This window comes from Epilithonimonas sp. KH_059 (assembly GCF_057838485.1).
Window position 1 is genome coordinate 645,409 of record NZ_CM174468.1, and the last position, 14,891, is coordinate 660,299.

A 14,891-nucleotide genomic window follows, 5' to 3' on the forward strand; every position below is an offset into this window, starting at 1 on the left:
TATTATGAAACTAATCAGAAAGACCCTTAGAAAAGCGCTTAAAACATTCATGCGCGTGGAGGTTGTACCGTTCAACGATAACGGCAAACCCGCAGAGTACGTTACCCTTTACGCCTTTGGCCGCAAGGTATTATCCAACGTTTTACCCGCTTAGCCATGAGAGCAGAACAAATTGGGCGCAAGCAATACCGCGCCAAGTATGGGGAATCCACCTACTGGAGAAGCCGCGCAATTGACGGCGCGTACAATTACAAACTTATACGTCTGATCAATACGCCAATTAGCACGTTTGACAGATTGTTCCACCTCCTTAAACCTTAAGCCATGGCAATCTATAACAAGTTACACGCCCTACAATGCAAGATTAGAGGGCTTGCCAAAGACGGCAAAGGATACGGATACGGGTACACATCCGGAAACAAGATACTTAAGCACGTTCGCGATGCAATGGACGAACTCGGTTTGATCCTGAAGCAGGAAGTAACGAGCATAGAAAACGAGCGAATCGACTACAATACCAAACAGGGCAAAAAATCCGAGATCCTTTCCAAAGTGATGATGGTATTTACTTGGGTCGATATTGAGACTGGAGAAATGGACGTTAACCAATTCGGGGCCAATGGGCAAAACGAATGGGAAAAGGGATTGGGATCCGCACTCACTTACGGCGAGCGTTATTTTCTTCTCAAGTTCTTTCATATTCCAACGGACGAGGACGACGTGGACAACTCCGAGCGCAAGCCACAAGAGGCCGAAAAAGCCACCGCGGCCGCCCAAGGAGCGAACGCCCCACGCAGAGCGGAAACGCCGAAAAAACAAGAGGTAACGGACGCCTTTGTTAAGAAAGCGATAAACCACTTTCAGACGGTGGACGAGTTCAGCGAATTTAAAGGAAGGTACGCCCTTACCAAGTCGCAAACGGACGAGCTTCTTAAACTATTCAAAACTTTATTTCCAAATAATAAAAAATAACCCATGACAGAATTATCAGCGCGCGATACACTTATTGCAAAGCTCCAAACAAAAAGCTTACGCCAGTCGTATAGCAAATTGAAAAACCTTGACAGCCCAATCAATTACATGAACGCTATTTTAAAACCGAAAGCGCAAAACGCGGGAATGCAACTGGGTTCTATTGTGGACTGCCTACTTCTTACGGAGGACGAATTTGACGATCGTTTTACAATTACCGATGCTATTCCCACCACGGACAAGCAAGAGGAATTTTGCAAAGCGGTAATCGCTAAACTAGGCACGGAAATCGTAAGGGATGAAATTTTTGAGGCAGTCTGGCACGAGGTTGTTTTGGATGGATTTGGCCGCCTTAAAACGGACCAACTAAAAGACTTTGTGCGGGCCTCGGCACTTGGCAAAGCCTGCATTTCCCTTGATGACTTAGCCAAAGCAAAAAACATTGTTTCAAACCTTAAGAGTTCGGCCGAGGTAATGGACGAGCTGGCGGAAATGGATAAGCTCCAATATCGCATTGACTTCCAGTATAAAGGTTGGGATTTCATTGGATTCCTTGACGCCGCCAATGGGAAAGGATTTACCGATTTGAAATTTTCGAGCGACTGCGAACCGGAAAAGTACGGGCGCAATACAATCGAAAAATTCGGGTACGATATCCAAGTAGGAATTTACGCCATTGCCTACGAGCTTCTTTATAATGTTACCGCTCCCCGCATTACGCATATTGTTTACGATGAGATCGGAAACCACGTTGTACTTGAGTTTGATTCCGGATACGTGGAATGGTGCAAGCGCAAGGTAGATTTCCGTATCGCCTGCCTGGAGAAAATGATCCGAGAAAACGCCTTTGATCGTTCTTACAATTTCTTCAGAAAAAACCGCACAATCTATAAACCGAAATGGGCGCCGGGATTCGACATGAGTCTATTTGATTTTGACCTTGACGATATCGCAAACGAGAAGCCTCAACCGCGCCCATCACTACTATAACAATTAAATTATGATACTAGAGAAAGACAACTTAGAACTAGTGATTACAGAGAAAAGTCTCGGATCGCTGGTAACCAACGCGGATCACATCCGCGAGCTGGTCAAAGCCATGCTACCAAAGTACAGCAAGGAGAATTACGACTTTACAAACATTGCGCAAGCGAAAACGGACAAAGCCTTATTGAACAATTCGGCAAAGGTTCTAAACGCAAAGCGTATTGAACTGGAGAAAGAATTTCTAAAACCCTTTGCGGAGTTCAAAGACGTTATAACGGACACGATTTCGTTAATCGCAGACACCACAAGAAAGATTGACGACGTGGTCAAAGAAAGCGAGATACTGGAGAAAGAAGCCAAGCGCAAAACAATCGGAGCGTTTTGGGATAAACAGGGCTTTACCCTTGTAACGCTCGAAAAAATCTTTGACGATAGGTGGCTCAACAAATCTCTTTCCATGAAGAAAGTACAGGAGGAGATCAAAGCCAAAACGGCGGGTATTGAGCAGGACCTCATGGTCCTAAAAAATACTTTCCCAGAGGACTATTTGCAGGTGCAAAGCTTGTATCTGGACAAACTGAATTTGTCGGCGGCCCTTAAGCACGCGAACACGCTGGCAGAGAACCGCCAAAAGATCAAAGCCGCGGAGGCGGCCAAAGCGGCGCCCGTGGAACCCACCCCCGCACCTGAAGAGGTTGCACCCGCACCGAAAGTAGCGCCGGTATCTAGGGCGGTAACCCCACTATTTACGGCGCCGTCCTTTTCGGCTCCGGCTCCAGCGGTGGCAGTTCCTGCAGAGCAACCAAAGGAGGGCGTATTAACGCGCGTTATGCTAGTGCGCGGTACAAAGGATCAGATTATCGAACTCGGTAACTGGATGTACGCGAACAATATTTATTTCGAAAAATACCAAAACCAATAAACATTATGGAAAACGAAAAAAAAGAACTAGAAATCAGATTAGGCGACTGCATGGACCATTTGCGTAGGCAATTCCCAAACTGCCATATAGTACTTATAGTACGCTCGCCGGCCGATAAAGCCGGAGGTGCAAATTATTCCATGACCTCCAATTTTAACGACTCCCTATCGTTTTTGGCCACCTATCTAAAGGAGGTGCAAAAATCAGGATTCGACAACGTGAAAAAAGTACTTAACAAAGCATTCAACGCCTAATGAAGTCCTTTAAAATCGAAACCCGAATTGAAAACGGAAAATTCAAACTCAACGCCTCCCTAATTAAAAAAGCAGTACAGCACTTTGAGGGCGCGGACATTACGTTTTCAATTGCCAAGCGGTACAAGAGGCGCTCCAACAATCAAAATGCGTTCTACTGGGGGCAATGGGTTCCGATTTTCCAAGGTCTTTTTTTGGACGAATGGGGCGAGTTTAAAACCCCCTCGGAGGTCCACGAGATACTAAAAACGGCCTGCAATTACGAGGAGAAAGTAAACGAGGCCACGGGGGAGTTTTTCCGTTTTCCTAAAAGCACCACGGAATTAAGTACAGCCGAATGGGAGAACCATTTTAGGCCGCGAGTTAGGCAGTTTGCACTCGATTTTTTCGGGGTCGACCTGCCAGAACCAAACGAACAATTAACATTAGAATACTAAAATAATATGGATTTAACAGCGAAATTTTTAAAGAAATCAGAGGTGCGCGAGGTAAGCCCCGACTTCCTTATACAAGAGTTTTACGTCGACATGGGTCGATTTGATCAGTACACGGGAGAGAAGCGCGAGAACATTGTAAAGTTCCAACTACTGGGGCTTAAGGTCGACGAACTCGCAAACGTGGAAAAAGGGGATTTGATCAAGGTCTTTTTCAATATCAAAGGGAGGATCTACGACAAGGCGGACGGAACCCGCGCGCACATTCAGAACATTGACGCGTGGAAAATTGAAAAGCTCGGCGCCCCTGCAGGAACCACGGCGGCCAAACCAAAAGCACCGACACCGCCACCCCCACCAACCCCCGCTCCGGCACCAGTTGCGCAAAACGTTGCGCCCGGAGTGGCCGACATTCTGGACGCGGACGATTTCGATATGCCCTTCTAGGATATGAACATTCGCACGGAGGTGGAGATCATGAAGATTGTGGAGTTTCGCAGGCGTTCGAGCGGCGGCCATTGTGGGGTTTCCCCGAATGAAGTCGTACAAAAATCAGGGATTCCCTGGGGCGAGGTCCGCGAGGCTCTTAACAGTCTATACAGACAAGGAAAGATAATTAATAGAGACGGCCAGCATGGCCAATTAATATTTAGAAAATTAAAAAATGGCAAAATTTAAAATCAACAAAGACAAAAAGTACATCATTAGAACTTACTCCGCTGGAGTATGGTTCGGAAATGTGAAAGAACTAACAGGAGACGTAGTCATCTTAACCAACGCACGAAGATTGTGGAGCTGGTCAGGTGCGGCCTCTCTTAGTCAATTAGCAATAGAAGGCTCTACCAATCCTATAGATTGCAAGTTCACTCTAACAATTACGGACGAGGATGGTGTCTATCTTCCTAACGTTATAGAAGTACTTCCATGTTCGGAGGAAGCGGTTACTAACATTGAATCAATAGGGGCATGGAAGATTTAATAAAAAAATTCCTAAGTACTAATGGCTCTGGCTATGGCTATGGCTCTGGCTCTGGCTATGGCTCTGGCGATGGCTCTGGCTCTGGCTATGGCTCTGGCTATGGCTATGGCTCTGGCTATGGCTATGGCTATGGCTCTGGCGATGGCGATGGCTCTGGCGATGTCTATGGCTCTGGCTCTGGCTATGGCTATGGCTATGGCGATGGCTCTGGCGATGGCTCTGGCGATGGCTATGGCTCTGGCTCTGGCTATGGCTATGGCTCTGGCTATGGCTATGGCTATGGCTCTAAAAACGTTTCCATTTTTAGAGATTACAGGAAAGGATTTTTAAATAAACATATACACGCATTTAAGTCATTCCAAGGGAAAGAAGTCTACTATATAGACGACATACCATGTACTTTTTCAGCTATCATTGGAAACATAGCAAAGGTAAACGTCATTAACGATGACATGTCAACAAAGACGATGTATGTGGCCAAGCAAGGAAACTTATTTGCCCATGGCCTAACCAAGAATAGCGCATTGGCAGAGGTTTCTAAGAAGTTCTATGCAAGTCTTTCTTTTGAAGCAAAGAAGGCGGAGTTTATTTCCTCCTTTCAACTAAATAAAACATATCCAAATCGAGACTTCTATAACTGGCACCACTTCCTTACTGGAAGTTGCAGTAGCGGGCGTGATTATTTCGCAAAAAACCGAGGGATTGATTTGGATGGAGAAATGACCACTAAGGAGTTTTTACAGCTCACTGCAAACGAATACAACGGTTCTATAATTAGAGAGATTTTAACAATTTTAGAAAAATAAAACAAATGGAAAACAGTAAAGAAAATGTACAAAAGGAACGCGCGCTTATAATTGATCAGCCAGTTCCCAAGGGTTTAGAAGCCCTAAAGAACGAAGTAAACGCCTTGCCAGAAGATTGCCCCATTATCATAATGGTAAACGACAAGGAGGCCAATGAAGCCGTTTTTGCGGTCAGCGGAACGGGCCTTGAGATATCGGCCTTGTTTTTACGGTTCATTCAAACGGCCCCACCCGCATACAAGACCATGGTAAGGGCCGCCTTGGATATTGCGGAGCGTAAGGAGGCAATTGAAAAAGCAAAAGAAAATTAGCCATGGTAGTAATATTTTTTATGGTGGCCATAGTTTTCGCCACCGCGATACTTCTGGTAAGTATCAACAACGAACACAACGATTTCAACAACTATAAAGATTGAGCTATGAACAACAGAGACCAGCCCCACAACGGACACGTAGCCGTGGAGTTCGAAATACACAACGGGCGCATGGTGGAACATCACGTTACACACAACGGCCTTACCAAGATTGAGTACGCCGCGATTCAGCTACTCCAAGGGATCCTAACAGAGAACAAGGGGCAAAGCGACAACCAATGCATTACCCGCGCCGTAAAAATCGCGCACATGCTATTTGATAAAATCGAAGATACCGAGTAGGCAGATGGTACGGATCGCCATACGGCTTTTGCCCTTTATCCATGTGGCCTATTTCCCACTAGGAAAAATTGAAGCGAAATCCACCACCCACTACGAGGTTAGAAAAATCGAGTTAAAAAACCAAACAACAATAACAATAATACCAAAATAACAATGGAAGAAACAGCCCCTAAAGAAATCAAGATTAAAAAGGCAAAAGTAAAATCCGGAATGTTTCTGCAGTACGGATATACAGAGCGCACGCTCGAAGCTCTTAACAGTATTAGCACCGAATCCGATGCACCGATCCACCCGGACCTTAAAAACGCGTTCGAGGCCTTGGTACCTCATTTCGCCGCCCTCACGGAGGAGATCGAACTAGAAACGGCAAGGGAGGTAATGGATCTAAACCAAACCCTCGAGGGTTACCTTATTTCGGGGTTCCAATTGCAAGGCAATGGAGACGGCGAGGGCGTAACGCTTTCGGGCGCAAAAATTCTTTCCAACGGTAAGAAAGTAAGCTTTAGCACGCCACCGCAAAACTACTTTGATGACGGGGAGAACGCGTACCCATACGGGCGCCAACTAAAGATCGATATGGACCGCGTGATTAACGAGGTGGAGATGTACATGAACGGCAAGCAAGCGGAGCCGCCAATGGGCAGTTTGTTTGATGGGTTCGATGATGACGAAATAATGGAGGACGATGAGTAAGATATGCGCGGAGGATATACGGGGGCGGCTTTACCGCTCCTATGGTATCAAATCCGACCATTCGGACGATCATTTGGAATGGCTTATCGGATACTCAGTAAAACGCTACAAGGACACGGAAATAGCCTTTGACGAGGTGGCGCGGTGGCTAAGATACAAGCAATAGGAATTTCGGGCGCGTTGGCGGCGCTAAGAGTGTGCGGGTTCGAACCCCGCCGCCCGATCAAATTAACATTTTAACATTTTATAAAACATGAAAGAAGTACGAGTTACCTGCGATTACTGCGGAGCGGAGATTAGGGATTATATCGAAGTGGACGCGGCCGGATCAAGCCCCGTTTTTATCTCAAGAAACTATGAGGGCGATCATATAGGTAGGATTGTTTTTGCTAACCAAAGGCATTACTGCGGTGTCCATTGCTTTGCCTCCGATGTGGATGAGCGATTACATGAATCAATAATAGGAGTTTCCACAACTCCAGAAGATCAGGCGGAACCCTACCCAGAGACCGACCCACATCCCGAGGCACTTCCGGCGGAGGTTCCGGCGGTTCCAGAAATAATTCCGGTAGCACCCGCGCCGAAAGAGAAGCCAAAGGCCCCGAGCACGATGATGGTGCAGGCCAAGCGCAAGCCCGGGCAAAAGGTGGGCGTGCAGGACACGTACTACCACAAAAACAAGTTTGCCGCCAAGCTTGGGTACGGTGGAGTGGCCGACGCGTTCAAGCATATGGAGAAGAAAGAATTTGAAAAGCAATTTGCGGCCTACAGAAAAGAAATTAACTAAAATTAAAATGAGTAATACAAGTAAGGGATTCCAATCGGTCATTGCCGAGTATATCCACGCAGAAAAGGAAAAAGACGGCTCGCTTGTTTTGGCGACCGAAAACCCAAAAAAAACAATTGCGGATTGCTGCAATTACATTGTGCAACAAGCTAAGGTAATGAAGTCGTACGCCATGACTAATGATGAGGTATTCGCCTTGGCCAAAGCCTACTACCTAGATACTAAGATTACGACCGTCAAAAAGGAAGGCGCGCGCGTAGTGGTTACCAGCGATAAGGCAGGTGAGGCGGCCAAACCAAAAGCTCCCGCAAAACCTAAAAAGGCGGCGCCGATAATGGGCAGTTTATTCGATTTTTAAAACATTCCATTCATGAGACCAAAAACTAAAATTCAAATAGAGGTATACAACCAACAACGCGAACTGCCAGAACTCACGCAAAAGCAAATTGACTTTGCGATTAAAAAGTTTTTCAAAAAAAGGGCGTTTGCAACTAAAAATAAAGGCTTTTGTCTGGAATGTGGGCAAAGTATCGACGTGGCGAAAATCGTGCGGAAAAGGGTCGTTTGCGACCATTGTGGCGAGAAACTCCAAGTTGAGTACACCCGCAAGAAAAACTTTTCAGATGGGCCGTTCTGTTTTGCGATCGCCTCGCTGGTCAAAACGGATAAGTACGATTTCCAGTTAGTCCGGAACTTTGAATTCCGCCGCCATTATAGCGAGGGGAAAACGGCCAGACCGTACGTTTGTGAAGTTGTCCAAAATTGGGCGGATATAAGCCTTAAGGAGGTAATATTTGCGCGTATGATCTGCGGGTACAATATGGCCTTTGGCGGGGACCTAGCAATCCGTGAAGAGGGCTACTACAAAACTTACCGAATGAATCCGCACCTGTGGTGTCCTAGCTCCAAATTTAGGCCCGAATACCTAAAACAAGGAATGAGTCATAAAATTGATATTGATCTTTCTTTTTTCCGCTCTAATGTGATGGGTAGTCCAATGGCCGAAACGCTAATCAAGTCCGGATATAAGGAGATCGTTTTTAATTGGAATAGCGCCGCGATTTTTAAGTTTTGGCCAACGCTAAAAATTCTAATCCGGAACAAATACAGGGTTAAAGAGGTAAGCGTTTACAAGGATTATCTCAAGGCCCTGGAGTACTTCAATAAGGATCTTAGAAACCCCCATTTTGTTTGCCCCCCAAACGTACATAAAGCCCACGATTTTTGGGTTGAGAAAATGGAGGCTCACAAGGTTGGAAAGGAACTTTTTAGGAAGCGCCAAGAGGCGGAAAAACACGAGCAGTCTTTTAGGATTGACAAAGAAAAATTCTTTGATCTGAAAATAAAAAAAGGGCCAATTACAATAGAGCCACTAAGATCGGTTAAGGAGTTCGTAATAGAGGGCGAAACCCTGAAGCATTGCGTTTTCGCCGGTGGGTATTACAAGAAGAAAAATTCCCTAGTTCTTTCCGTAAAAGTCCACGACAAGCGAACCGAAACCATTGAATTCGATTTGAAGGATTTAAAAGTCAAACAGGCGTACGGTTTCAAAAACAGGCCGAGCAAATTCCATGACGAGATCATGAAAGTATTTAACCGCTTGCGCCCCGAAATTTCAAAACTAGTAATTGAGAAATAATGGAGGAGCTAAAAGATCAGTACGCCAAGAACCGCAACGAGCAGTCCCGCAAGTACAAAAACGTGTTTTTCGGGCTTGCCGAATACGGGAGGAGATCCCAGACTAAATACATACGCCAAAACCATGACACAGATGCAATTTCTTACGCTACTAAAGCGCGAAATATTCGAAGCGAATACCAAAGACTGGAACGGCTTAACCAAGTCGACAATGGGCGCGCTGGAGATCATCAAGCAACGAGAAAAACAAATCAAGCATGAAGCAATTAAAGAATTTATTCAGCAATATAACGACTTGGTTCCGGACAAGGATGCCGTGGCCATTTCGCTCGACCAACTTGCCAGAAAATCTAACAATACTTAAAAAACATTGGTAGGATGCAAGTAGTAGAATATAACAATCACTTCCAGATTACGATCCCATTCGACTGGAGAAAAGAGCGCAAGCTCGAGGACGTTAAGAAACTCCCAGTAAGGAGGTGGAACCACAATAAAAAAGTGTGGGAGGTTCCGGTGCAGTACCGCGACCAAGTGGCCGAACTTATCACGAAGTACAAGGCCGAACTTATCCAAATGGGAAACGTTGCCCCCGAGCAGATCGGCAATATAGCACCGCTTCCAGAGTTGGAGATAGACGTGCAGATCAAGGCCGAATTACGGCCGTATCAAGAGCAAGGTATCGCACGCGGGGTCCAGTTGCGCCGCTTCCTTAACGGGGACGAACCGGGCTTAGGAAAAACGATCCAGAGTATAGGAACGACCCTGGGGATTGACAAGGTCCACGGCGACGCATTCCCATGCCTTTGCATTGTTCCCGCCTCGCTTAAAATGAACTGGCAAAGGGAGTGGGAAAAATTCACGGACAAGCAGGTTATGATCCTTGACGACAAGGTTAAAAACAATTGGCACCGATACCACCAGATGGGAATGGCCGACGTTTTTATAGTCAATTACGAGAGTCTTAAAAAGTTCTTTGTGACATATTACCCGCCCAAGGCAAAACTTAAAAACTCCGGGGATATCCAAATGGACCCACGCGTGGAGCTATTCAATACCGTAATCATTGACGAAAGTCATAAATGTAAGTCTAGAACCACAATGCAGTCTATGCTAGCCTTACAGGTAGCCCGTGGGAAAAAGAACAGAATCCTACTATCGGGTACGCCCGTTGTAAACAAGCCGGTGGACTTATTCCCACAGCTTGCCATAATGGGGAGGCTAAAAGAGTTCGGAGGATCTTCTGGATTCTTAAAAAGATACTGCGAGGGCGGCAATGGCGCGGCAAACCTCAAAGAGTTAAACTACCTAATGAACAAGCATTGCTATTTCCGCCGTGAGAAAAAGGACGTACTAAAGGACCTACCCGACAAGGAGCGCCAAACGATCCTGTGCGATATCACAACGCGCCCCCTTTACAACAAGGCAAAAAACGACTTTATCAAATTCCTGCGAGATCAGGGTTGCGACGATGCGGATATCCGTAAGAAGTTGCGCGGGGAGATCATGGTCAAGATGGGCGAACTCAAGCGTATTTCCGCAAGGGGCAAACTCAATGAAGTTTTTGATTTCGTGGACGAACTTATCGAAGCGGGCGAAAAGATCATTTTGTTCTGCAATCTGCATGAGATCGTCGATGCGCTCCAAGCAAAGTACAAAAAGGCGGTAAGCGTTACGGGCCGCTCGAGCATGGAGCAAAAACAGATCGCAATAGACAAGTTTCAAAACGACCCCAATACGCACGTGTTTATTGGGAATATCAAAGCCGCGGGGGTGGGTCTTACCCTTACCGCAAGCTCACGCGTGGCCTTTATAGAATACCCGTGGACGTACGCAGACTGCGTTCAATGTGAGGACCGAGCGCACCGATTTGGCCAGAAAAATAACGTGATGTGTACGTACTTTCTGGGTCAGGACACGGTGGACGAGGAACTGTATCATATGATACAGGAGAAGCGCCATATCGCGAATACAATAAGCGGGGCCACTGACAAAATGGAAATGAGCTTTGTGGATAAGGTGGTAACACTTTTTAATTAGAAATATAAATAAATCAGGAATTATGGCCGAAAATAAAAAAGCCTTTTTAATGTACACGGATTGGAATTCGACATTTAAAAAATTAACGGACGAGGAGGCGGGCAAGCTGGTAAAATTCATGTTCGCATACGTGAACGATGAAAGCCCGCAAACCGATGATAGAATCATAGAGCTGATATTTGAACCCTTAAAACAACACCTAAAACGAGACCTGGTAAAGTACGAAAGCATCAAGGAAAAACGTTCAATTGCGGGCCGAAAAGGAGGGTTAAAAAGTGGTGAAACCCGAAGCAAAACGAAGCAAAACGAAGCAAACGAAGCAAGTGCTTCAAAAACGAAGCAAAACGAAGCAAACGAAGCCGTAAACGTAAACGTAAACGTAAACGATATTCTTTTAGAAAAAGAAACAAAAGGTATAGGGGTAACACGCGAGGAGGACCTCGCCAACCCACCCATTTCCGAAAACGCAAAGAGCAAGGAAAATTCCCCACTCGGTAAACAACTTTCCGAAAAAGAAAAAAAATCCCCCCCGGCCCCCCAAAAAAAAGAAGGCGGAATATTCAAACCGCCAACCCCCGAGGAGGTAAAAAATTATTGCACCCTCAAATCCTACTCCGTGGATCCAAATCGATTTTGCGATTTCTACGAATCCAAAGGCTGGATGGTGGGGCGAAACAAAATGAAAGACTGGCAGGCCGCCGTGCGGACATGGCAACGATCCGAAACCGATAACAAAACTTCAAACTTTAAAAATTCTCAAAATGGACAACCAACTCAAAACCCAAATTCCCAGAACTCCGGAAAATCTTCAAGCGGCAACGCTGGGAAAATATCCGCTCGCCAATTTCTTGCCCGCGAATTTGATGCAAAAAATGGATCGCGGAACGCTGGCCGAGATAGCACAATCGACGTTGAGGCACTCTAGCCCCGTCGACCATCAAGAATTTGCGCGCCAAGTTTTGAATTTCATAAATCCAAAGTTCGAAAGCGAGAGCGAATTTACCGCCGCCATGTTCGTCGTGGCTTCTTTCGCCACCACCTGCGAACTTACGGCCGCCGAGTTTCTTTTGGCCCTAGAGCTGGCCGCCGATGGCAAACTGCATTTCGAGGGTAAGCGCGTTACGCTCTTTCGGGAGATCGACCGCCTGAAGCTCGGCGAGGTTAAAAACGCGTACCTCCACCACAAGCGGGAGGACAAGCGCATGGAGAAATCCCGGGCAATGATCAAATCGCACCTAAACCCGCCCGCTGTGGAATCCGTGGAGGTGGTCCGGGCTAGGAGGCTTGCGAACTGGGATAAACTTAGGGCCGCGGTTAAGGCGGGAGAACCCTGTGACCTTGGACACCTTTTTTTTGACGGCCTCGAGAAAAAGGGCGCGTTTAGCAACATCACGGCGGATCAAATCGAAAAAATGGACCTCGAAAATATGCGCAAATTAATGGCGAAGGAGTTGCTAAGCCCCCTATTTTTCACTAAATTTGAACTTCAATCCCTCCGCAAGAGAGAGCGCGACGGCCAACCCCTGGAGATCCACCCCGCGGCGAAAGTGAAAACCAAGGAGCAGCTTGTTTACGATTACATTTTGCAAAAACTAAACCACCCCAACGGGTAAATTGCTCGAATTTCAAACAGAAGCAGCCTAAATTCGGCTTTTAATATCAAAGTGGGGTATTTCCTTGACCTAGGAAAAGAAAAGCGAAATTTGACCCCTTAAAACGATTTTAGAAAAATAGAAATGGAAATTACAGAATCACGCCTGAAAAAACTTCTGGCCGCAGGGAAAATAAAAGGGATCCAGACTCCCCCAAAACCAAGGGCAAAAACGCCACCCGCAAAAGGCCCGCAAAAGGCCCGCACGATTCCCGCAAAATCACTACCGAAAACGGGCGCAAAAACTCCCGTGAAAAAACTGCCAAAAGCAACGCCAAAACAGCATACGTTTATCACGCAAACCCTAGGAAATAGCGGCGTTGAGTTCGTGCAAGAACTGCGATTTGATACCGTTCGAAAATTCCGATTTGACTGGGCCATTCCATCCCGCAAAATTGCGATCGAATACGAGGGTATTTTTTCCAAGAAGTCAAGACACACCACCCTAACCGGTTACTCCAACGACGTGGCCAAATACAACCTTGCAAGCCTGCACGGCTGGAGGGTTCTGAGATACACCGCAAAAAACTATTTGGAATTTGAAAACGATCTAAAAAAAATTTTGCAGCTCAATGCATCATAATATGAGGATTAATTAATACCTTTGTAGCTATGAGTAAGCGAATTAAACTATCCAAACTTGCGCAGGACGATAAAAACTTCAACCGACACACCGTGGAGGGTATGGAGCTACTTTCTAAATCCGTGGACACCGTGGGCGTGATCGAATCCATCACGGTTTCAAACGATGATAAAATCATTTCTGGGAACGCCCGCCAAACGATTATGAGCAGTAAGTTTAAGGACGTAGACGCGCTGGTTATTGAGACCGACGGCAAACGCCCAATCGTTCTAAAGCGCACGGATATCCAATCTGACACCAAGGAGTTCCACACCGCCGCCCTACTCGCCAACACAGTTTCGAAGAAAAACGTAAACCTAGACCAAGCCATGATTCAAGAGATTGCCGTGGACGAGTTCGATATTGACGTGCAGGATCTGGGGGTAGAACTCATGGAGGCCGAAACATACGAGGCCTACGAAGATGAACAATTCGACGTTACACCACCAAAGAAACCACGCGCTAAAGACGGGGATCTTTTCGAGATTGGACAGCACAGGTTAATTTGCGGAGATGCCACGATTAAAGACTGTTACAGGCGCTTATTTGAGGGGGGGGGTAATAGCTGATATAGTACTTACCGATCCGCCGTATAACGTGAGCTATGAGGGTGGAACAGATGAAAAACTGACTATCATGAACGACACAATGAAGAGTGATGATTTTTACAACTTTTTATTGAAGTCTTTCACAGGTTTAAACGCCCACGTGAAAAAAGGAGGAGTATGGTATGTTTGGCACGCTTCAACCGAAGGAGTGAACTTCATGAGCGCGCTGAAAGATGCCGGAGTACTTTTCAAACAGACACTTGTCTGGGTTAAGAACTCATTAGTGCTAGGTAGACAAGACTACCATTGGAAGCATGAGCCATGCCTAGAGGGAGAGAGCTTTGACGAAAACGACGAAGAGCAACCACCCCAATTTTTTGACCCGTGCTTGTACGGCTGGAAAGAGGGCGAAAAACATAACTGGTTTAACAACCGAAAACAAACAACTGTTTTGAATTTCGACAAGCCAAGGCGTAACGGCGCACACCCCACGATGAAGCCGATTGAACTCCTAGCCTATCAGATTTCAAACAACAGCAAACCCGGGGAGATCGTTGCGGACCACTTCCTAGGTTCTGGCAGTACAATGGTAGCGAGCCACCAATTAGGCCGCAAGTGCTACGGGTTGGAACTCGACCCCAAGTATTGCGACGTGATCGTTAAACGAATGCTTGCGCTGGATCCGACACTTACCGTGAGGGTAAACGGAAAAGACCAAACCGCCAGTTGGCGTAAAGATATTAACTAGATCCTTGCACCTACACGAAAGGGAAAAGGTTAAAAAGCGCAGACGATCATTATTGCAACATTGAAAATGTAACCTTTTGAAAAAAATGTGAATGCAAAAGAACTAAAATAGAAAACGTGTAGGTGCTTTTTTTTTGAAATGAAAATTAAACCCTTTAA

Annotated in this window: 24 protein-coding genes; all 24 read left to right on the forward strand. The window is 46.1% G+C overall.

Translation table 11 applies throughout. From position 1 onward, the window contains the following. Positions 1 to 4: 4 nt before the first annotated feature. Entirely contained in the window at positions 5 to 154 is a 150-nt protein-coding gene (locus tag AC3IRX_RS02975) for a hypothetical protein (RefSeq protein WP_489210991.1), read from the forward strand. 2 nt (positions 155 to 156) lie between these two features. Beyond that, on the forward strand, positions 157 to 321 hold the full coding sequence (locus tag AC3IRX_RS02980; RefSeq protein WP_489210992.1) for a hypothetical protein: 165 nt from the start codon (positions 157 to 159) through the stop codon (positions 319 to 321). Between the two features lie 3 nt (positions 322 to 324). Further along, the gene (locus AC3IRX_RS02985) at positions 325 to 972 is read left to right on the forward strand and encodes an ERF family protein (protein ID WP_489210993.1); all 648 of its coding nucleotides are present in this window, start codon (positions 325 to 327) and stop codon (positions 970 to 972) included. 3 nt (positions 973 to 975) lie between these two features. After that, positions 976 to 1,962 (forward strand): PD-(D/E)XK nuclease-like domain-containing protein, encoded by a 987-nt coding sequence (locus tag AC3IRX_RS02990; RefSeq protein ID WP_489210994.1) that lies wholly within the window; start codon positions 976 to 978, stop codon positions 1,960 to 1,962. A 10-nt stretch (positions 1,963 to 1,972) separates the two neighbouring features. Then, on the forward strand, positions 1,973 to 2,881 hold the full coding sequence (locus AC3IRX_RS02995; protein ID WP_489210995.1) for a DUF1351 domain-containing protein: 909 nt from the start codon (positions 1,973 to 1,975) through the stop codon (positions 2,879 to 2,881). A 5-nt stretch (positions 2,882 to 2,886) separates the two neighbouring features. Further along, entirely contained in the window at positions 2,887 to 3,135 is a 249-nt protein-coding gene (locus tag AC3IRX_RS03000; protein WP_489210996.1) for a hypothetical protein, read from the forward strand. Beyond that, positions 3,135 to 3,572 (forward strand): hypothetical protein, encoded by a 438-nt coding sequence (locus AC3IRX_RS03005; RefSeq protein ID WP_489210997.1) that lies wholly within the window; start codon positions 3,135 to 3,137, stop codon positions 3,570 to 3,572. Before AC3IRX_RS03000 ends, AC3IRX_RS03005 begins: the two co-directional genes overlap by 1 nt. A 6-nt stretch (positions 3,573 to 3,578) precedes the next feature. Further along, complete coding sequence (locus AC3IRX_RS03010) at positions 3,579 to 4,016, forward strand: DUF3127 domain-containing protein (RefSeq protein WP_489210998.1); 438 nt, start codon at positions 3,579 to 3,581, stop codon at positions 4,014 to 4,016. 217 nt (positions 4,017 to 4,233) lie between these two features. Further along, positions 4,234 to 4,548 carry a DUF6948 domain-containing protein gene (locus AC3IRX_RS03015; protein WP_489210999.1) on the forward strand — a complete coding sequence of 105 codons (315 nt, stop codon included), beginning with the start codon at positions 4,234 to 4,236 and terminating at the stop codon, positions 4,546 to 4,548. After that, entirely contained in the window at positions 4,536 to 5,354 is an 819-nt protein-coding gene (locus AC3IRX_RS03020; RefSeq protein WP_489211000.1) for a hypothetical protein, read from the forward strand. The genes AC3IRX_RS03015 and AC3IRX_RS03020 overlap by 13 nt, the downstream gene beginning before the upstream one ends. Before the next feature lie 5 nt (positions 5,355 to 5,359). Continuing rightward, the gene (locus AC3IRX_RS03025; protein ID WP_489211001.1) at positions 5,360 to 5,665 is read left to right on the forward strand and encodes a hypothetical protein; all 306 of its coding nucleotides are present in this window, start codon (positions 5,360 to 5,362) and stop codon (positions 5,663 to 5,665) included. Positions 5,666 to 5,772: 107 nt separating this feature from the next. Continuing rightward, positions 5,773 to 6,009 carry a hypothetical protein gene (locus AC3IRX_RS03030; protein ID WP_489211002.1) on the forward strand — a complete coding sequence of 79 codons (237 nt, stop codon included), beginning with the start codon at positions 5,773 to 5,775 and terminating at the stop codon, positions 6,007 to 6,009. Between the two features lie 153 nt (positions 6,010 to 6,162). Further along, the gene (locus tag AC3IRX_RS03035; RefSeq protein ID WP_489211003.1) at positions 6,163 to 6,702 is read left to right on the forward strand and encodes a hypothetical protein; all 540 of its coding nucleotides are present in this window, start codon (positions 6,163 to 6,165) and stop codon (positions 6,700 to 6,702) included. After that, complete coding sequence (locus tag AC3IRX_RS03040; RefSeq protein ID WP_489211004.1) at positions 6,695 to 6,868, forward strand: hypothetical protein; 174 nt, start codon at positions 6,695 to 6,697, stop codon at positions 6,866 to 6,868. The genes AC3IRX_RS03035 and AC3IRX_RS03040 overlap by 8 nt, the downstream gene beginning before the upstream one ends. Before the next feature lie 87 nt (positions 6,869 to 6,955). Further along, positions 6,956 to 7,489, forward strand: a complete 534-nt coding sequence (locus tag AC3IRX_RS03045; protein WP_489211005.1) for a hypothetical protein — start codon at positions 6,956 to 6,958, stop codon at positions 7,487 to 7,489. Positions 7,490 to 7,496: 7 nt separating this feature from the next. Continuing rightward, positions 7,497 to 7,847 carry a Cas9 inhibitor AcrIIA9 family protein gene (locus AC3IRX_RS03050; RefSeq protein ID WP_489211006.1) on the forward strand — a complete coding sequence of 117 codons (351 nt, stop codon included), beginning with the start codon at positions 7,497 to 7,499 and terminating at the stop codon, positions 7,845 to 7,847. 12 nt (positions 7,848 to 7,859) lie between these two features. Continuing rightward, positions 7,860 to 9,128 carry a PcfJ domain-containing protein gene (locus AC3IRX_RS03055; RefSeq protein ID WP_489211007.1) on the forward strand — a complete coding sequence of 423 codons (1,269 nt, stop codon included), beginning with the start codon at positions 7,860 to 7,862 and terminating at the stop codon, positions 9,126 to 9,128. A gap of 123 nt (positions 9,129 to 9,251) precedes the next feature. Beyond that, complete coding sequence (locus AC3IRX_RS03060; RefSeq protein ID WP_489211008.1) at positions 9,252 to 9,491, forward strand: hypothetical protein; 240 nt, start codon at positions 9,252 to 9,254, stop codon at positions 9,489 to 9,491. A 134-nt stretch (positions 9,492 to 9,625) separates the two neighbouring features. After that, the gene (locus tag AC3IRX_RS03065; protein ID WP_489211009.1) at positions 9,626 to 11,164 is read left to right on the forward strand and encodes a DEAD/DEAH box helicase; all 1,539 of its coding nucleotides are present in this window, start codon (positions 9,626 to 9,628) and stop codon (positions 11,162 to 11,164) included. A 22-nt stretch (positions 11,165 to 11,186) separates the two neighbouring features. Further along, complete coding sequence (locus tag AC3IRX_RS03070) at positions 11,187 to 12,089, forward strand: DUF6291 domain-containing protein (protein WP_489211010.1); 903 nt, start codon at positions 11,187 to 11,189, stop codon at positions 12,087 to 12,089. Then, positions 12,037 to 12,777, forward strand: a complete 741-nt coding sequence (locus AC3IRX_RS03075; protein WP_489211011.1) for a hypothetical protein — start codon at positions 12,037 to 12,039, stop codon at positions 12,775 to 12,777. The genes AC3IRX_RS03070 and AC3IRX_RS03075 overlap by 53 nt, the downstream gene beginning before the upstream one ends. Before the next feature lie 123 nt (positions 12,778 to 12,900). Continuing rightward, positions 12,901 to 13,398, forward strand: a complete 498-nt coding sequence (locus tag AC3IRX_RS03080; protein WP_489211012.1) for a hypothetical protein — start codon at positions 12,901 to 12,903, stop codon at positions 13,396 to 13,398. Positions 13,399 to 13,427: 29 nt separating this feature from the next. Beyond that, entirely contained in the window at positions 13,428 to 14,006 is a 579-nt protein-coding gene (locus tag AC3IRX_RS03085) for a hypothetical protein (RefSeq protein ID WP_489211013.1), read from the forward strand. Next, positions 13,951 to 14,733 (forward strand): DNA-methyltransferase, encoded by a 783-nt coding sequence (locus AC3IRX_RS03090; RefSeq protein ID WP_489211014.1) that lies wholly within the window; start codon positions 13,951 to 13,953, stop codon positions 14,731 to 14,733. Before AC3IRX_RS03085 ends, AC3IRX_RS03090 begins: the two co-directional genes overlap by 56 nt. The last annotated feature ends 158 nt before the right edge of the window (positions 14,734 to 14,891 follow it).

Coding starts and splice junctions, on each gene's coding strand:
- AC3IRX_RS02975 (WP_489210991.1), top strand. CDS start 5: ATGAAACTAATCAGAAAGACCCTTAGAAAAGCGCTTAAAACATTCATG.
- AC3IRX_RS02980 (WP_489210992.1), top strand. CDS start 157: ATGAGAGCAGAACAAATTGGGCGCAAGCAATACCGCGCCAAGTATGGG.
- AC3IRX_RS02985 (WP_489210993.1), top strand. CDS start 325: ATGGCAATCTATAACAAGTTACACGCCCTACAATGCAAGATTAGAGGG.
- AC3IRX_RS02990 (WP_489210994.1), top strand. CDS start 976: ATGACAGAATTATCAGCGCGCGATACACTTATTGCAAAGCTCCAAACA.
- AC3IRX_RS02995 (WP_489210995.1), top strand. CDS start 1,973: ATGATACTAGAGAAAGACAACTTAGAACTAGTGATTACAGAGAAAAGT.
- AC3IRX_RS03000 (WP_489210996.1), top strand. CDS start 2,887: ATGGAAAACGAAAAAAAAGAACTAGAAATCAGATTAGGCGACTGCATG.
- AC3IRX_RS03005 (WP_489210997.1), top strand. CDS start 3,135: ATGAAGTCCTTTAAAATCGAAACCCGAATTGAAAACGGAAAATTCAAA.
- AC3IRX_RS03010 (WP_489210998.1), top strand. CDS start 3,579: ATGGATTTAACAGCGAAATTTTTAAAGAAATCAGAGGTGCGCGAGGTA.
- AC3IRX_RS03015 (WP_489210999.1), top strand. CDS start 4,234: ATGGCAAAATTTAAAATCAACAAAGACAAAAAGTACATCATTAGAACT.
- AC3IRX_RS03020 (WP_489211000.1), top strand. CDS start 4,536: ATGGAAGATTTAATAAAAAAATTCCTAAGTACTAATGGCTCTGGCTAT.
- AC3IRX_RS03025 (WP_489211001.1), top strand. CDS start 5,360: ATGGAAAACAGTAAAGAAAATGTACAAAAGGAACGCGCGCTTATAATT.
- AC3IRX_RS03030 (WP_489211002.1), top strand. CDS start 5,773: ATGAACAACAGAGACCAGCCCCACAACGGACACGTAGCCGTGGAGTTC.
- AC3IRX_RS03035 (WP_489211003.1), top strand. CDS start 6,163: ATGGAAGAAACAGCCCCTAAAGAAATCAAGATTAAAAAGGCAAAAGTA.
- AC3IRX_RS03040 (WP_489211004.1), top strand. CDS start 6,695: ATGAGTAAGATATGCGCGGAGGATATACGGGGGCGGCTTTACCGCTCC.
- AC3IRX_RS03045 (WP_489211005.1), top strand. CDS start 6,956: ATGAAAGAAGTACGAGTTACCTGCGATTACTGCGGAGCGGAGATTAGG.
- AC3IRX_RS03050 (WP_489211006.1), top strand. CDS start 7,497: ATGAGTAATACAAGTAAGGGATTCCAATCGGTCATTGCCGAGTATATC.
- AC3IRX_RS03055 (WP_489211007.1), top strand. CDS start 7,860: ATGAGACCAAAAACTAAAATTCAAATAGAGGTATACAACCAACAACGC.
- AC3IRX_RS03060 (WP_489211008.1), top strand. CDS start 9,252: ATGACACAGATGCAATTTCTTACGCTACTAAAGCGCGAAATATTCGAA.
- AC3IRX_RS03070 (WP_489211010.1), top strand. CDS start 11,187: ATGGCCGAAAATAAAAAAGCCTTTTTAATGTACACGGATTGGAATTCG.
- AC3IRX_RS03075 (WP_489211011.1), top strand. CDS start 12,037: ATGGATCGCGGAACGCTGGCCGAGATAGCACAATCGACGTTGAGGCAC.
- AC3IRX_RS03080 (WP_489211012.1), top strand. CDS start 12,901: ATGGAAATTACAGAATCACGCCTGAAAAAACTTCTGGCCGCAGGGAAA.
- AC3IRX_RS03085 (WP_489211013.1), top strand. CDS start 13,428: ATGAGTAAGCGAATTAAACTATCCAAACTTGCGCAGGACGATAAAAAC.
- AC3IRX_RS03090 (WP_489211014.1), top strand. CDS start 13,951: ATGCCACGATTAAAGACTGTTACAGGCGCTTATTTGAGGGGGGGGGTA.